15 protein-coding genes and 1 pseudogene are annotated in these 15,884 nt (G+C 38.6%); 10 read left to right on the top strand and 6 right to left on the bottom strand.

The features are described from left to right. The 5 genes and pseudogenes from B4237_RS08735 to proB all read left to right on the top strand — a co-directional run. Positions 1-526, top strand: a pseudogene (locus tag B4237_RS08735) (glyceraldehyde-3-phosphate dehydrogenase); the annotation flags it as partial. 140 nt (positions 527-666) lie between these two features. Further along, positions 667-1,410: a hypothetical protein gene (locus B4237_RS08730; RefSeq protein ID WP_004880719.1), complete on the top strand. Its 744-nt coding sequence runs from the start codon at positions 667-669 to the stop codon at positions 1,408-1,410. Next, entirely contained in the window at positions 1,410-2,090 is a 681-nt protein-coding gene (locus B4237_RS08725) for a hypothetical protein (protein WP_007479944.1), read from the top strand. The genes B4237_RS08730 and B4237_RS08725 overlap by 1 nt, the downstream gene beginning before the upstream one ends. A gap of 113 nt (positions 2,091-2,203) precedes the next feature. Further along, positions 2,204-3,421 (top strand): Obg family GTPase CgtA, encoded by a 1,218-nt coding sequence (gene cgtA / locus B4237_RS08720; RefSeq protein WP_007479946.1) that lies wholly within the window; start codon positions 2,204-2,206, stop codon positions 3,419-3,421. Positions 3,422-3,436: 15 nt separating this feature from the next. Beyond that, the gene (gene proB, locus B4237_RS08715; RefSeq protein ID WP_278596100.1) at positions 3,437-4,570 is read left to right on the top strand and encodes a glutamate 5-kinase; all 1,134 of its coding nucleotides are present in this window, start codon (positions 3,437-3,439) and stop codon (positions 4,568-4,570) included. Positions 4,571-4,610: 40 nt separating this feature from the next. Here the strand turns inward: proB and B4237_RS08710 are convergent, their stop codons facing one another. Both B4237_RS08710 and B4237_RS08705 read right to left on the bottom strand, forming a co-directional pair. Next, positions 4,611-5,285 (bottom strand): HAD family hydrolase, encoded by a 675-nt coding sequence (locus B4237_RS08710; protein ID WP_278596062.1) that lies wholly within the window; start codon positions 5,283-5,285, stop codon positions 4,611-4,613. Further along, positions 5,252-6,460, bottom strand: coding sequence for a DUF1615 domain-containing protein (locus tag B4237_RS08705; RefSeq protein WP_278596061.1), 1,209 nt, complete (start codon positions 6,458-6,460; stop codon positions 5,252-5,254). The genes B4237_RS08710 and B4237_RS08705 overlap by 34 nt, the downstream gene beginning before the upstream one ends. Before the next feature lie 82 nt (positions 6,461-6,542). Here B4237_RS08705 and dusB point away from each other — a divergent pair, with 82 nt between their 5' ends. Then, entirely contained in the window at positions 6,543-7,568 is a 1,026-nt protein-coding gene (gene dusB / locus B4237_RS08700; RefSeq protein WP_019384933.1) for a tRNA dihydrouridine synthase DusB, read from the top strand. Between the two features lie 55 nt (positions 7,569-7,623). Here the strand turns inward: dusB and oxyR are convergent, their stop codons facing one another. From oxyR to rubA, 4 genes are all read right to left on the bottom strand, one after another. Next, complete coding sequence (oxyR, locus tag B4237_RS08695) at positions 7,624-8,529, bottom strand: LysR family transcriptional regulator OxyR (protein ID WP_004880701.1); 906 nt, start codon at positions 8,527-8,529, stop codon at positions 7,624-7,626. A 6-nt stretch (positions 8,530-8,535) separates the two neighbouring features. Continuing rightward, complete coding sequence (gene estB, locus B4237_RS08690; protein ID WP_007479951.1) at positions 8,536-9,480, bottom strand: esterase EstB; 945 nt, start codon at positions 9,478-9,480, stop codon at positions 8,536-8,538. An 89-nt stretch (positions 9,481-9,569) separates the two neighbouring features. After that, on the bottom strand, positions 9,570-10,751 hold the full coding sequence (gene rubB, locus B4237_RS08685; RefSeq protein WP_278596060.1) for a rubredoxin reductase RubB: 1,182 nt from the start codon (positions 10,749-10,751) through the stop codon (positions 9,570-9,572). An 82-nt stretch (positions 10,752-10,833) separates the two neighbouring features. Continuing rightward, positions 10,834-10,998: a rubredoxin RubA gene (gene rubA / locus B4237_RS08680; protein ID WP_004678010.1), complete on the bottom strand. Its 165-nt coding sequence runs from the start codon at positions 10,996-10,998 to the stop codon at positions 10,834-10,836. Between the two features lie 348 nt (positions 10,999-11,346). Here rubA and B4237_RS08675 point away from each other — a divergent pair, with 348 nt between their 5' ends. The 4 genes from B4237_RS08675 to cysD form a co-directional block, all read left to right on the top strand. Further along, on the top strand, positions 11,347-11,784 hold the full coding sequence (locus B4237_RS08675; RefSeq protein ID WP_061397717.1) for an SRPBCC family protein: 438 nt from the start codon (positions 11,347-11,349) through the stop codon (positions 11,782-11,784). Positions 11,785-11,943: 159 nt separating this feature from the next. Continuing rightward, a complete protein-coding gene (gene lysS, locus B4237_RS08670; RefSeq protein ID WP_004880692.1) occupies positions 11,944-13,470 on the top strand; it encodes a lysine--tRNA ligase in 1,527 nt (508 codons plus the stop codon). 151 nt (positions 13,471-13,621) lie between these two features. Next, complete coding sequence (locus B4237_RS08665; protein WP_278596058.1) at positions 13,622-15,073, top strand: capsule assembly Wzi family protein; 1,452 nt, start codon at positions 13,622-13,624, stop codon at positions 15,071-15,073. A 317-nt stretch (positions 15,074-15,390) separates the two neighbouring features. After that, positions 15,391-15,884: sulfate adenylyltransferase subunit CysD (gene cysD / locus B4237_RS08660; RefSeq protein WP_286942741.1), on the top strand; the 494-nt coding region annotated here is incomplete at its 3' end.

Genomic DNA, 15,884 nt, shown 5'->3' with positions numbered 1-15,884 from the left:
AAATGGTCATGTTGAAACAGTTCACTCATTTACAAATGACCAGAACTTAATCGACAACTACCACAAAGCAGATCGCCGTGGTCGTGCTGCAACATTGAACATGGTTATTACTGAAACTGGTGCTGCAAAAGCAGTTGCAAAAGCATTACCAGCACTTAAAGGTAAGTTAACTGGTAACTCAGTACGTGTTCCAACACCAAACGTTTCTCTTGCAATTTTGAACTTAACTTTAGACAAAGAAGTTGATCGTGAAGAAGTGAACGAATACATTCGTCAAATTTCGATTAACTCTAAGTTACAAGGTCAAATTGGTTATACCAACTCAACAGAAGTTGTATCGAGCGATTTTATCGGTTCTCGTACAGCAGGTGTATTTGATGCGCAAGCAACAATCACTTCTGGTAACCGTTTAACTGCTTATGTTTGGTACGATAACGAAGTTGGTTATAGCTGCCAAGTATTACGTATCGCTGAACAAATGTGTGGCGTAAGCTATGCGAAAGTTCCTGCTGAAACAAATGCATAATATTTGTTAGCAAAGCTATACAATAAAAAAGCCCAGTTTAAACTGGGCTTTTTTATTGACTGTACAGAATCTATGCAGATTAAAACATAAAAATCGATGAGAATAACCACAAAGGGAAATGATTTGTTAGGAATACTTCATTGTTGCAGTTTAAACGTGTGCTGGCGATTTTTGGCCTAATTATTGTTGCTAACCTATGTGGTGTTTATATTGCCATGTGGGTATTTAAACATTTTAATATTTATATCCCACTCAAAAATCAAGATGTTGCGATTGATTTACAAGAGCCATTACAAGTTCGTGTTAAAGTGAAAGATGCATTAAATGTCGATGTGGATGGCCGCGTGGATGCAAAAATTCCAATAGATGAGCAACTGAATGTTCCGTTGACACAAACATTAACACCACGGGTGTATTTTGATAATTTGGTGCCGATCAGCACCACAATTCCTGTCAATGAAACGATTAAGGTTAATCAAAGTCTGCCAATCGATACAAAAGTCCAAGTTAAAATTTTAGGTAAAGATGTCACTTTACCCTTGAAAGGGTCTATTCCTTTGCAACTGGATGTGCCGATTAATATCCAAGTTCCTTTAAATCAAAAAGTTCATTTAAAATTTGATGCGCCAGTTCGTACTGTTTTAAAAGAAAACTTAAATATCCCATTAAAAGCACAACTTAATGCCAATATTCCTATTCAAGGCAAATTAAATGTACCTATTACATCTGAGCTAAATGCATCGGTTGACGTAAAAAATACGCTTCCAGTTAAAATTGCTGAAGGGGAGTTGAAAATTCCACTTTCAACGATGTATTTGGATCGAGTTAAAACTCAACCTGTAGATGAGCCTGCAAAACCTCGTGACGTAAAAATAGGTGAATAATGGATATCACCAAATCAATTAAAAGCTTTGTGATCAGTTTTGTAATACTCACAACGTTAGTTGCGATCTTGTTTTGGCTGTATTTGAATATACAAGCATCTTTGATTGTTTCTGCCCAGCAGGCGGATATCCGCCTGCCTGAATCATTGGCTACACAAATTCAGGTGGGTGATCATTTACGAGTAAAATCACAGGGTCAACTCAATACAACCTTGGATATTGATCGAACTCTACAACTTCCTTTGAAAGGTAAATATTTAGCGGATTTAAGTTTTGAAGTAGAAACACCGATTACCGTAAATATTAACTATGAAACAATGCTCAAAGTTGATCAGGTCATGCCTGTTGAAACGAGTACTGACTTAATTTACCAAAATAAACTATTACCGAAATTTCCATTAAAACTAGATGTACCCGTAAAGCTCGACATTCCATTTCAATTGAAGCGGACGTATACCGTTCCTGTAAAAATCGTATTTAGTGGCCCTGTTCATTTTGGTTTTGATGAATCAGTAAATTTACCTGTGAAACATCAGTTTAAACCAAGCTTTTATATGAATGATGCGGTGAATATGAGTAATATCTCATCTTTTAATGCCACGATGTTTAACTCAGTTCAGCAAACTAAAGCAAATTTAGATATGCAGATGGAGTTGCCATTGAAGAATGTGAAACCTTAATAGGAATAAAAATCTTTTTTAATGTTTGATACGTATTTGCTGATTATTCTATTCGAGAAATTTATTAAAATGTGGCAAAATAGTCCGCTTTTAAGATTTCAGAGGATTGGCACATGCGCTTTGTTGATGAAGCAGTCATAACCGTAGAGGCTGGCGACGGTGGCAATGGCGTAGCCAGTTTTCGCCGTGAAAAATTTGTCCCTTTTGGTGGCCCAGATGGTGGTGATGGTGGACGTGGCGGAAGTATTTATATTCAAGCCGATGATGACACTAGCACGCTCGTAGACTACCGATATACGCGTCGCTTCCGTGCTGAACGTGGTAAAAATGGTTCAGGTGCGAATTGTTCTGGTCGTGGCGGTGAAGATGTCATTTTAAAAGTACCTGTAGGTACGACCATTGTTGATACAGAATCAGGCGATATTATTGGTGACTTGGTTGCTGATGGTCAACGTGTGAAAGTTGCAAACGGTGGTGATGGTGGTTTAGGAAACACACACTTTAAATCATCGACTAACCGTGCTCCACGTAAATGTACCCATGGTATCAAAGGTGAATACCGTGAAGTACGTTTAGAACTTAAAGTACTTGCTGATGTCGGCTTACTCGGTATGCCAAATGCGGGTAAATCGACATTTATCCGTGCAGTTAGCGCAGCAAAACCGAAAGTTGCTGATTATCCATTTACGACAATGGTGCCAAACTTAGGTGTGGTCGATGCTGATCGCCATCGTTCGTTTGTAATGGCTGATATTCCAGGCTTGATCGAAGGTGCGGCAGAGGGTGCAGGTCTAGGGATTCGTTTCCTTAAACACTTGGCTCGTACACGTATTCTTTTGCATATTGTTGATGTTCAGCCAATTGACGGTTCTGACCCAGCACACAATGCAAGAGCAATTCTAGGTGAGTTATTAAAATTCTCTCCGACATTGGCAAAACTTCCTGTGGTTCTTGTATTAAATAAGCTTGATCAAATTCCTGAAGAGTCAAGAGAAGAGTGGTGTCAGCACATTCTTGATGAGTTGCAATGGACTGGTCCAGTATTCAAAACTTCTGGTCTTATGTCAGAAGGAACCAAGGATGTGGTTTATTACTTAATGGATCAAATCGAACAACAACGTGAACGCGAAGTTGAAGATCCAGAGTACGCAGCAGAAATTAAAGCATTCCGTGAGCAGCTTGAAGCTGAGACACGTGAACAAACCATCGCAGCAAAAGAAGCATATCGTGCAATGCGTAAAGCTCAACGTGAAGCTGACTTTGACGATGATGAAGACTTTGATGACGATGAAGATGATGGCGGCGTAGAAAGCATCTACGTTCGTGACTAGTAAACCGAGGAAAAAATGATAGAAGTGGTCGATGGGCAACGTCAGCTCAATACGTGTAAACGAATCGTTGTTAAAATCGGATCATCTTTACTTACTGCAAATGGGCAAGGTCTAGATCTAAATGCAATTTCGCATTGGGCGAAACAAATTGCTGATCTACACAATGCTGGACATGAGATTATTTTAGTGTCTTCAGGCGCAGTAGCAGAAGGGATGGTACGCATGAAGCTTGCGAGTCGACCCACCGATCTACCCAGTTTGCAAGCTTGTGCAGCCATCGGACAGATGGGTTTGATTCATACATGGTCTAGTGTATTAGAGCAGCATGGTATCCAAACAGCACAAGTCTTATTGACGCACGATGATCTTGCAGATCGTCGTCGTTATCTGAACTCATGTGATGCCTTACAAAATTTGATTGATTGGCGTGTTATTCCTGTCATCAATGAAAATGATACTGTTTCTACAGATGAAATTCGATTTGGTGATAATGATACGTTAGCAGCTATGGTTGCGGGTCAAGTTCATGCAGAGTTGTTGATTATTTTAACTGATCAACAGGGTATGTTTGATTCTGATCCAAGAAGTAATCCAAATGCGAAGTTGTTCTCCGCTGTTCGTGCCTTAGATGACACTCTGTTTGAAATGGCTGGTGGTGGCGGTGTGCTTGGTCGTGGCGGTATGGTAACCAAAGTCCGTGCTGCACGATTGGCTGCAAAGTCTGGCTGTCCGACGCTAATCGCAAGCGGTGAAAGTGATAATGTTTTAGCTCGTTTAATGGCGGGTGAAATGTTAGGCACTTTATTCACCACGGATAATGATCGTGTTACAGCGCATCAGCAATGGTTGGCAGCACATCTACAAACTGCTGGTCGTTTAGTGATTGACGAGGGGGCAGTTGAGGCAATTAAGCTCAAACATCGTAGTTTATTGCCTGTCGGTGTGAAAGACATTCAAGGGCATTTTGCGCGTGGTGATGTGGTTGAATGTATTGATCAGCGTGGCAGTCGTGTCGCTGTTGGTCGAGTTAATTTTAGTTCAACTTCAGCCGAGCGAATCAAAGGTTTATCTTCTGAAAAAGTCTATCAAGTTTTAGGTGAAGCACGTTCTTTAGAAATGATTCACCGCGATCATATGGCGATTTATTAAATTGCTGAAAAGAAAAAAGCTCGCATTCAGCGAGCTTTTTTTATATTTCACTCATGTTTTGCCAAATCTTGAGTGCCTGTGGTTTTAATTTTGGTAAAGCTTTTTCTTCGCCTACCATATATGGATAATCTGCAATCGATAACATTTCTAAATCTTCTTCGCTATTGCCATAGGCATAGATAAATTGATAATCAGATAGTTGATACTGCTTCATAATTCGAAACTTTTTTTGTTCACAGCTACAATCTTCTGATCGATAAAAGCCTGTTAATAATCCATTTTTATATTCTGTTTTAGTGCAAATTAATTCAATATTTAAATACTTGCAGATATGAGTTAAATAAAGATCAATTGATGCCGAAACTAAAACAACTCTGTCTCCACGTTGTTGGTGGAGTTTTAGCTGATGCAGCAAATCAGGATCAAGTTTTTTAATTAATTTTTGCGCATATTCTTGGGCTAGTTTATCCACAAAATCTAAAGGTATATCTTTAAACATGCTTTGATATAAACGTGGTCTCATCGCATGTGCTGGATATAGCTTTAAATAATAGGCTTGAATCCAAGGCAGGATTTTCAGTCCATTTTTTACAATATGACGTTTTGAAAGGGTATAGAAAATAAACCCAGTAAAGCTGTCTTTGGGATAAAGTGTTCCATCGAAATCAAATAAAGCAAGATTTATAGTTTTATTCGTTTCGCTCTTTGCATGCATGATTCATATCTTCCATTTACACGGCTAGCAAACCAATTTGTATTGTAGTCACGGCTTAATTTAGGCCCAGAAATGACGACTTGCGGCATCACCGCATACATTGGTTCTTTATTGGTTTTATTCTGATAAAGTTTTTGTAGAGCTAAATAAGTTTGCGTATCTTCAAATTTCTTTTCCTTTTCTTTTTTCAAGTCAGAGCGAATTTGTCTTGGTGTAACGAGCACGTTGTTTTGTGCAAATGCAGCGATTAGCTCTTTTTCAGTTTGGCTTTGTGTTGCTTTGATACCGCCGTCTTTGTTGTACAGTAATAAGTCACCATCCAAACTAATTTCAGTATCCGTGAGTGCATTTAACATAGACTGAAACGCAGCATTACGGCTGGAATACATGCCTGAGTTATAATCAGCAAAACGATAGATTGCTTTGTCGTAATCTGCTGGGTATTTCATCAGGCGATGAATACCATAATATAAGCCGCCATATTGGGTATAAAGATCATTACGCAATTCAGCAATGTTTCCACTTTGGCGTTTATGTTCTTTTGCGTAGTTAATATGGACTTGCATAGAACCCAGAGTGGTAATTGGATTCATCTTTTCGCCAATGTCTTGACCAACCAGCTTAGCTGCACCTGTGAGTGCACTCACATGATAGTGTTGAGACATGTAGTCAAAAATTTCACGATAAAGTAGATCAAGTTCGCGCTCAGTTTTTACTTTACGCATTTGGCTCATGTAATTATTTTCTGGTGTTGGTTGGTTTTTGAGAACATCTTCAAAATAACCAGCAACAGTTCCCCCAATCATTTCGCCTAATTTTGCTTCAAACTTTTCATTTAAGCGTGTGTTGATCTCTTGAACAGCTTTTTCACCTAAACCTGGAACTGTTGGATCAGCAACAAAGTTCGACTCTTGGTCAACCACAGCAACAATACTGCATACATTTTGTTTGGTTTTTGGAATTTTGAGTTGTTCCATAATGTCGAAGATGTCCTGTGACCAAGACTGACGACCATTAACGCGAGGTGGAATGACTTTCTGAATTTGTTCAGCTTCCATTTCAGGTTCTTTGTTATGTGACCACCATGAACTATCTCCACAAGCCACTAAACTGATACAAGCAGTAAGCATGCTAAGTGTTTTGATGAATGGACGAGCAGAAGAGGGTTTGTTCATAATCTGGACAGCACTGCATAAAAAGATGAGCTGAATGGGCGAATGAAGTATACTATGTTGATCAGAATTTGTAAGAAAATATATGTATATTGGTTCATATCAACTGTCAAATAATTTGATTGTTGCTCCAATGGCAGGTGTTACTGACCGTCCATTTCGCTCGTTATGTAAATACTTTGGTGCTGGTCATGCGGTTAGTGAAATGATGACTGCGGACAAAACCTTGCGTATGAGTAAAAAGAGCCTATATCGGGCGAATTTTGATGGTGAACTTGCACCTATATCAGCACAAATAGCGGGTTCGGATCCTGAACAACTTGCTGAAGCCGCACGTTATCAAGTTGCAAATGGTGCCCAAATTGTTGATATCAATATGGGATGTCCTGCCAAGAAAGTTTGTAATAAGCTTGCAGGATCTGCGTTGTTACAAGATGAAGATTTAGTCGCTCGAATTTTAGATACGGTTGTTGCTGCTGTTGATGTCCCTGTAACGTTAAAAACGCGGTTAGGTTTTTTAAACGGACATGAAAATATTCTACGAGTCGCAAAGCGTGCAGAACAGGCAGGTATTGCCGCATTAGCTTTGCATGGTCGTACTCGTGAAGACATGTATTTAAATACCGCGCGTTATGAGTTAATCAAACAAGTTAAAGAAACGATTCATATTCCTTTAATTGCGAATGGCGATATTGATAGTCCTGAAAAAGCTAAATATGTTTTAGATTATACGGGTGCGGATGCCATTATGATTGGGCGTGCAGCGCAGGGACGACCTTGGATTTTCCGAGAAATTGCACATTATTTGAAAACAGGTGAGCATTTAGTTGCACCAGATATTGCTGAAGTGAAAGATGTTTTGTTAGGCCATTTGGCTGAGTTGTATCAGTTTTATGGTGAATATTCTGGATGTCGTATTGCACGTAAACATATTGCTTGGTACACCAAAGGCTTGCGTTCTAGCAATGAATTTCGCCAAAGTATGTATAAAGTTGAGAGCACAGTCGATCAGGCTAAAGTTGTTGAGGCTTACTTTGATCAGTTGCTTGATCAAGGTCAACGTATGAGTGATGTACAAGTTGAGCAAGTTAACTTATTAGAAATTAAATAATCTATTTTTATTTATCATTTAAAAAAGCCTGCAATTTTGATTGCAGGCTTTTTTCTTACTCTAAGTGAGAGGTAATTTTCTGCAAAATTTGCAGGATCACATCAAACTCACTTTGGAGTGGGGTACTTTTCCGTGTTACCAATGCCAATGTACGGCTTGGCGCATCTTCAATCGATTTCACAGCAATATCTTCATTGAAATGAATCATACTGTTTTTTAGTGCAATTTCTGGAAGTAGGGTAAAGCCTAAATCAGAAGACACCATTTCAACGAGGGTTGGAAGCGAACTTGCTTTTAAGCGATGATCATTTTTACGTTCGCCAACAGGACATGCACTTAGCGCGTGATCACGTAAACAATGACCTTCTTCAAGTAACATCAAACGCGTTAAATCAAGATCATCCAGTGAGTTTGCATTTGCTGCATTCGTGTCTTTTTTATTGTAAACAAGAAATAAATGTTCTTTGGCAATTTCTTCAACTTTCAAACTACGTGTATCAAAAGGAAGCGCAAGAACGATCATATCTAAATTACCGTGTTCAAGCTTTTCTACAATCTTTTCACTTTGTGCTTCATGTAGATGTAATTGAATTTTAGGTAACTGTTGATGAACTTCATCAAGAAGCTGAGTCAGAATAAATGGTGCAATCGTTGGAATAATCCCAAGATGCAAATCACCTGTGAGAGGTTCGCTCATCTCTCGACTCAAACGCATTAAGTCTTGAGCATCCGCAAGTAATACGCGTGCTCGAGCTACAACTTGCTCACCGAGTGGGGTTAAGCGGACGTTTTGACGATCACGTTCAACTAGGACGCCACCTAATAGACGCTCTAACTCCATAATGCCGCCCGATAACGTCGATTGGGTGACAAATGAACGGCGCGCTGCTTCAGTAAAATGTAAGGTTTCTGACAACGTAACTAAATATGATAGCTGTCTTAATGAGGGTAATGCAGCCATAGTGTCCTAGTGTGATGATCTAAAATGATGAGCAAACAAACCGCTAAGTTGTGGAATGAAATGAGCAGGAATATCATGCCCCATTCCTTGAATTAATTCAAACTTAGCACCGGAAATCGCTTTTGCAACCGCTTTCCCGTGACTCGGCGGTAACAATCGGTCTTTAGAACCATGTACCACCAAGGTCGGTTGAATAATATTCTTGTTCAATGGTAATAATGAACCTGTACATAATATTGCTAAAAACTGTTGAAGTACACCCGCTGGATAAAAACTACGGCGATATAATTTGCGAATAGTTTGAATTGCTTCTACTTGATTAACATAACCAGGAGAGCCAATGATGTGAAATACTTTTAAACTATGATTTACAATTGAATCTTCATCATGCGCTTCAGGCTTACCCAATAAGCTAAATAACTGCTTAGGAAACGGAGGAGGGAGTAAGGGTTGGTTATTGCTTGTAAATAACAGACCTATTTTTTCTACTTTTTCTGGATATTTTGCAGCAACGATTTGAGAAATCATCCCACCCATTGAAGCACCTAGAATATAGGTTTTTTCTAAGCCAAGTTGATCGATTAACATAGCAACATCATCTGCCATGTCATACAGTGTATAAGGTGCTCCCTCATTCGCAAGACCAAACATAAAGCGACTCATTAATTTCATGGTATTGAGCCTTTGACCTTTATGGCGAACTTTTGAAGATAAGCCGATATCACGGTTATCAAAGCGAATAACGCGAAAACCTTGATCAATTAACGATTTACAAAAGAAATCTGGCCAAAACAGCATCTGAGCACCTAAACCCATAATCAATAAGATTGTTGGATGTTCAGGATTTCCACCCATTTCTACATGTAATTCAATGCCATTACCCAAGGTAACTTTAGTTTCTTGCATAAATGGAGCATATGGTGACACGTTGAATTGTAGGGCACTGTTCATGGCATTCATTCCAAATTGAATTATTTTTATAAACAATATTTAGAGAGTTTATTGGAAGTCATTTTACAATAAACTCTCGTATTTAAACCTTAAATTTGAGCAGGAATCAAGTCAGGTACAAGTTTGGTCAACGTTAAACGTTGTTTCCCTGCCGTTGCCCCTAACAGAACAAAACCTCTCAATGTGCCAGCAGCATCAGCCGCTTTCGCAATCATACCATCATCAAATTCTTCAGTTTCCCAGCTAACATCTACATCTAATGGTGCTGGTAGAACGGTTAATGGAGCAGCAGGTGTTTTCACTGCGACTGGCATAGCAGGGTAGTGTACAGCGGTACTTTGTCCGCTAAGTGTTTTTGCTAATGCTCGTGCTTGTTGCATGATTGGCATCACAAATGGAAGTAATGTTCCATTGACTTCAGCACAGTCACCAACTGCATAGATATCAGGTTGATTGGTTTCTAATAGCGTATTAGTAATGATGCCGCGGCTAGTTTGAATATCTGCTGATTTTGCTAATGCTGTATTTGGTTGTAAACCAATGGCTGAAAGTACGATATCTGCAACTAAAGTTTGACCGTTTGCCAATGTTACAGCGTAGTCTTCACCATCATTAATTTTAGTTACTTTTTCAACTGTTGTAGAAAGGGCAAATTTAATGCCTGCTTGTTCTAAGTTGGTTTGAAATGCCTCTGCAACGTGGTTTGGTAATAAACGACCTAATGGTTGTGGCGCTAGATCAATGACAGTCACATCATAGTCACTATGCAATAAATCATTGGCAAATTCACAACCAATTAAACCAGCACCTAAAATAACAACGCGTTTATCTTTACGTTTTGCAAGATTTTCTCGGAAAGCACGATAGTCAATCAATGAGTTCACAACATGAATATCATCACTGCCATCACCCGCAATCGCAAGACGAATTGGGTTAGCACCTACAGCCAAAACAAGTTTTGAATAGGGTTGAGTGATTGTCTCACCATTTTTTTCTAATATTAGTTCATGGCTTTCAGCTTTGATTTCTTTTACCCACGTTTCTGCTTCGATACGCATATTTAACTGGGTTGCCATTTTTGCTGAGTCACCTAAAGCAATTTGTTCAGGCGCTTTATTTCCGGCAAAAGCATTGGATAATGTTGGTTTTGCATAATTTACCGCATCATCCGCACAGATCATAACAAGTTCTTGTTCAGGGCTGAGTTTGCGAAATTCTCTTGCAACGGTATAACCAGCCATACCTGATCCGATAATGACGATAGGATGCATGATATTCTCCAATATTTTTCCATTAATAAAACAAATGATAAGAAAAAAGACCATGATCATTATCATGGCCTTTTAGAATGATTTAGATTTCGACCATTTCAAAATCAGCTTTTGAAACGCCGCAATCTGGGCAAGTCCAATCATCAGGGATATCTTCCCATTTAGTACCTGCTGCAATGCCGTCTTGTGGCCAACCTTCTGCTTCGTCGTAAATCCACCCACAAACGATACATTGATATTTTTTCATGTGACTCTCCAAACTGATAGGTATGCTCAAGTTGCCTTTCAGTAAAACTATTCCATAATGTCGTTATGATCGCAGCAATAGAACTAACTTGTGTTGATCAGGAGTTAGATTTTTACGCAGAACGACATTTAAGTAAAGCAAATGCAAGAGTTTAATCATTTATGTAAAAAGTGATATGGCAATTTCAGCTGAAACTCTTGTTATTTGAGCAATTACTCTAATTTTTTGTAAAATAATTTTTGCTATATCTTAAAAAAATCAGTAAACGTATAGATATAGTATGAATAAAAAATAAACATTTGAAACTGTATTATCATGGGGTATTAGAATAATTAAGGAATGTAATACATGGAAACTTTATCTTTTAATATAAAAATCTATGCCTCCAGACAGAAAGTTTGGGATGTTTTATGGACACCTGAGAGCTATGAAACTTGGACAAAATTTTTTGCTTGCAACTCGACGATGCAATCAGACTGGAAAGAAGGTGGAATAACTTATTTCTATAGTGGAGAAGGTGATGGGATGATTTCGACGATAGAAAGCTTAAACGAACCACAAGAAGTGATATTCAAACATTTGGGAATGATCAAAGACGGTAAAGAGGATACTGAAAGTGATGAGGTTAAAGCTTGGTCAGGAGCTTTGGAAAAGTATTTATTATTCGATTTGGATGGTATTACACAACTTCATGTTGAAGTTGATATACAGCCTGAATATGCAGAATTTATAAATAAAGGCTTTGATCAAGGGCTTGCCATGGTTAAGCATTTGGCTGAAAAATAATAAAGAGTCTGTTAATTTTTGATGGAGTAAAACGAGCCTATAGCCTTTGGGAATTGATAATGATTTGTTTTTTTCTCAATTGTCTAGCTGAAACGATACGAAAATCGGTTGTTATCTGCTATCCTATGCGACTTCATTTTTACTTAGCTCGAGGCAGAGATGACGCAACAAAACGCTCAATCGACTTCTGAACAAACTCTTTCCGAAAACGATTTAATCGCACAGCGTCATGCCAAATTAAAGCAAATCCAAGAGACTGCCAAACAAAACGGCAAGAGTCCTTGGCCAAATACATTTAAGCGTGAGCATTATACTGCTGACCTACAAGAACAATTTAAAGATCAAGACAAAGCACAAATCGAAGGTGCTGAAAAAGTTTATGTAAAAGTTGCTGGTCGTGTCATGTTAAACCGCGGGTCATTTATTGTGATCCAAGATATGACAGGTCGTATTCAACTTTATGTAGACCGTAAAGGTTTACCAGTAGATGTTTTAGAAACGATCAAAAGTTTAGACCTTGGTGATATTATTGCTGCTGAGGGTTATATTGGCCGTTCAGGTAAAGGTGACTTATATGTTCACCTTGAAGGCTTTGAACTTTTGACAAAGTCTCTACGTCCTTTACCAGATAAGTTTCATGGTTTAACGGATACTGAAGCGAAGTACCGTAAACGTTATTTAGATTTAATCGTAAACGAAGAAACAAGAAAGACATTTGAAATTCGTGCCCAAGTGGTTGCAGGTATTCGTGCATTTTTAAGTAATGAACGTTTCATGGAAGTTGAAACGCCAATGATGCATGTGATTCCTGGCGGTGCTTCCGCAAAACCATTTGTAACGCATCACAATGCACTAGATATGGAGCTTTACTTACGTATTGCACCTGAGCTTTATTTGAAGCGTTTAGTGGTTGGTGGTTTTGAGCGTGTTTTTGAAATTAACCGCAACTTCCGTAATGAAGGTGTTTCAACACGTCATAACCCTGAATTCACAATGATTGAATTCTACCAAGCGTATGCTGATTATAAAGATTTGATGGCATTGACTGAAAATATGCTTGAGAAACTTGCTGTAGATATCTTAGGTTCAACAGATGTACCTTATGGTGATGAAGTTTATAGCTTCAAAGGTCCATTCAAGAAAATCTCAATGTTTGATGCGATTCTTGAACATAACCCTGACTTCACACCTGAAAATGTAAATGATCGTGAGTTCTTAGCTAAGTTTACTCAAGACGTATTAAAAGAGCAGGTTAAGCCGGGCTTTGGTTTAGGTAAATTACAAACGATCGTGTTTGAAGAAACAGTTGAGACGAAACTTCGTCAACCAACATTCATTACTGAATACCCTGCGGAAACTTCACCACTTGCACGTCGTAATGATGATAATCCGCACATTACGGATCGTTTTGAATTCTTCATTGGTGGCCGTGAGTTGGCAAATGGCTTCTCGGAATTAAATGATCCAATTGATCAAGCTGAACGATTCCAAGCTCAAGTCGCAGAAAAAGATGCAGGCGATGATGAAGCAATGCATTATGATGCTGACTTTATTGAAGCGCTTGAATATGGTTTACCTCCAACAGCAGGTGAGGGTATTGGTATTGATCGTTTAGTGATGCTTTTTGCCAATGCACCAAGTATTCGTGATGTATTGTTATTCCCTCATATGCGTCGCAAAGACTAATTTGTCGTTGTTTAATGTTGAAAAAGCCACTTTTTAGAAGTGGCTTTTTTGTTTCTTAGGTTAATAAATGTAATTGTTTGGTTTGAGGATTGAAATTCATGCCCAAAAAAACGATTATGTGCTCATAAATAAACTTGAGAACAGTTTGGATATGTTTCTAAAAAAATCGCTTTGCATCGCATTATTTGCTTCTTTTTCATCGACGATATTTGCGCAAGGTTTAGTGCTGAATGATGAAAATTTACGTACCGATCTAAACTGGTTAAATCAACAAGGTGTGATTCAAATCAGTACTTCGACTTGGCCTTTAAGTGGTGATGAAATCCAAAGAGCATTGTCTCAAGCACAAGTGAGCAATAACACGCAACAAAAGGTTGTGAATTCAGTGCTCAATGCCTTGCAAGCGGATAACGCAACTGTGAAAGTTGGGTTACATGCTGGAACTGATCTAAAAACAGTACCTCAAGCATTTGGCGATAATCAAAAATCTCAATACCAAGCAGCAGTTGAATTCAATGCTGGTGGTGAGAATTGGGATGCTAAGATTCGTGTCAATGGTGAAAAAGACCCGCTAATTGACAATGGGCATGATGTAAATGTTGAAGGTTCATATATTGCTGGAAAACTTTGGAATCAGTGGGTTGTTGCTGGTCAAATCCCAACTTACTGGGGTCCTGGGCATGATGGTAGCTTGATTCGTGGTGATGCAAGTCGTCCTGTTTATGGTGTGACAGTTCAGCGTGCTGTACAAAATGCCTTTGAAACAAAGTGGTTGTCTTGGATTGGACCATGGCAGTACCAAGCATTTGCTGGTCAATTAGATGACTACAAAGCTGTTCCTGATACAAAGTTAATAGGTTTACGTTTAACAGCACGTCCGTTCCCAGCATTAGAGTTAGGTGCTTCTCGTGTAATTCAATGGGGTGGTGAGGGGCGTCCTGAAAGCTTAAGCTCGTTATGGGATGCATTTACGGGTACTAAGGATAACGGTGGTACAGGTAAAGCTGATCCATCAAATCAAATTGCAGGATTTGATGGTCGATTATTCTTACAGCCTTTATTTGATGTTCCTGTAAGTTTATATACTCAATTTGTAGGTGAAGATGAAGCAGGAGGATTACCTGCTAAATATATGTATCTAGGCGGTGCAGATTTTTCTTCTAGCTATAAAAATATGCCATATCAACTTTATGCTGAGTGGGCTGATACACGTACTAATGGAAAAGCTCAAGGTATTTCGTATAGCCATGTCACTTATAAAGATGGTTATTATCAGCATGGTTTCCCGTTAGGACATGCGATGGGTGGCGATGGTCAGATGTATTCTGTTGGTGGTGATATTCGTTTTGATGTAATGAATCGTCTTAGCGGAAGAGTGATGTATGCAAAAGTAAGTCAGACTCAACGAGTTGAAGATAATAATGCTGCATTTCCACAAGCAGATACGATTAAAGGTTTGGATGTTACGTGGACACATTATTTAAAACCTACGATTCCATTGAAAATTAATGGTTGGGTAAGTGACTCGGATGTAAATGGCAATGATGGCGGTGTTTCTGTGGGTGTTGAAATTCCATTAGAACGTAATATGTTCCGATTCTAAGATATGAATAAAAAAGAAGCCTGAAGGCTTCTTTTTTATTGTCTTAAATCATGTGAAATGAGATGTAAATTTTATCTCATCATAAAGATGCATATCATAATTTTGCATATTTATATGAAAAAACAAGCTAAAGAAGTCCGTCTAAATTATTATAATGAATAACCTTTACTGGATTATTCATTAACTTCTAGTAAGAACCTTGATATCACGAAAAATTGGAGTTGTTATGGCACTCGTTCCTCCACACGGTCTTCCAAGTGGTGGTGTAAGACCACTTATAGATTTTATGGGTAACATGAATAAAGGAGGAAGCCTACATGACTGAAAATAGATTAACTCACCTCAAACAACTTGAGGCAGAAAGTATTCACATCATTCGTGAAGTAGCAGCTGAGTTTGAAAATCCAGTAATGCTTTACTCAATTGGTAAAGATTCTGCGGTCATGTTACATCTTGCATTAAAAGCATTCTATCCAGCAAAACTTCCATTTCCTTTATTGCATGTTGATACAGGTTGGAAATTCAAAGACATGATTGCATTTCGTGACAACATGGCGAAAACACATGGCTTTGATTTGATCGTACATCAAAATGTTGAAGGCCGCGAAGCGGGTATTAATCCATTTGATCATGGTAGTTCAAAATATACAGATATCATGAAAACACAAGGCTTAAAGCAAGCTTTGGACAAATATCAGTTTGATGCTGCATTTGGTGGTGCGCGTCGTGATGAAGAAAAATCACGTGCTAAAGAACGTGTTTATTCATTCCGTGATAGCAAACACCGTTGGGATCCTAAAAATCAGCGTCC

Source organism: Acinetobacter sp. UBA6526 (genome assembly GCF_002434875.1).
GTDB classification, from domain to species: domain Bacteria; phylum Pseudomonadota; class Gammaproteobacteria; order Pseudomonadales; family Moraxellaceae; genus Acinetobacter; species Acinetobacter venetianus.
Note: the sequence above shows the minus strand (reverse complement) of the source record. Positions and strands in the feature narration are given on the sequence as shown.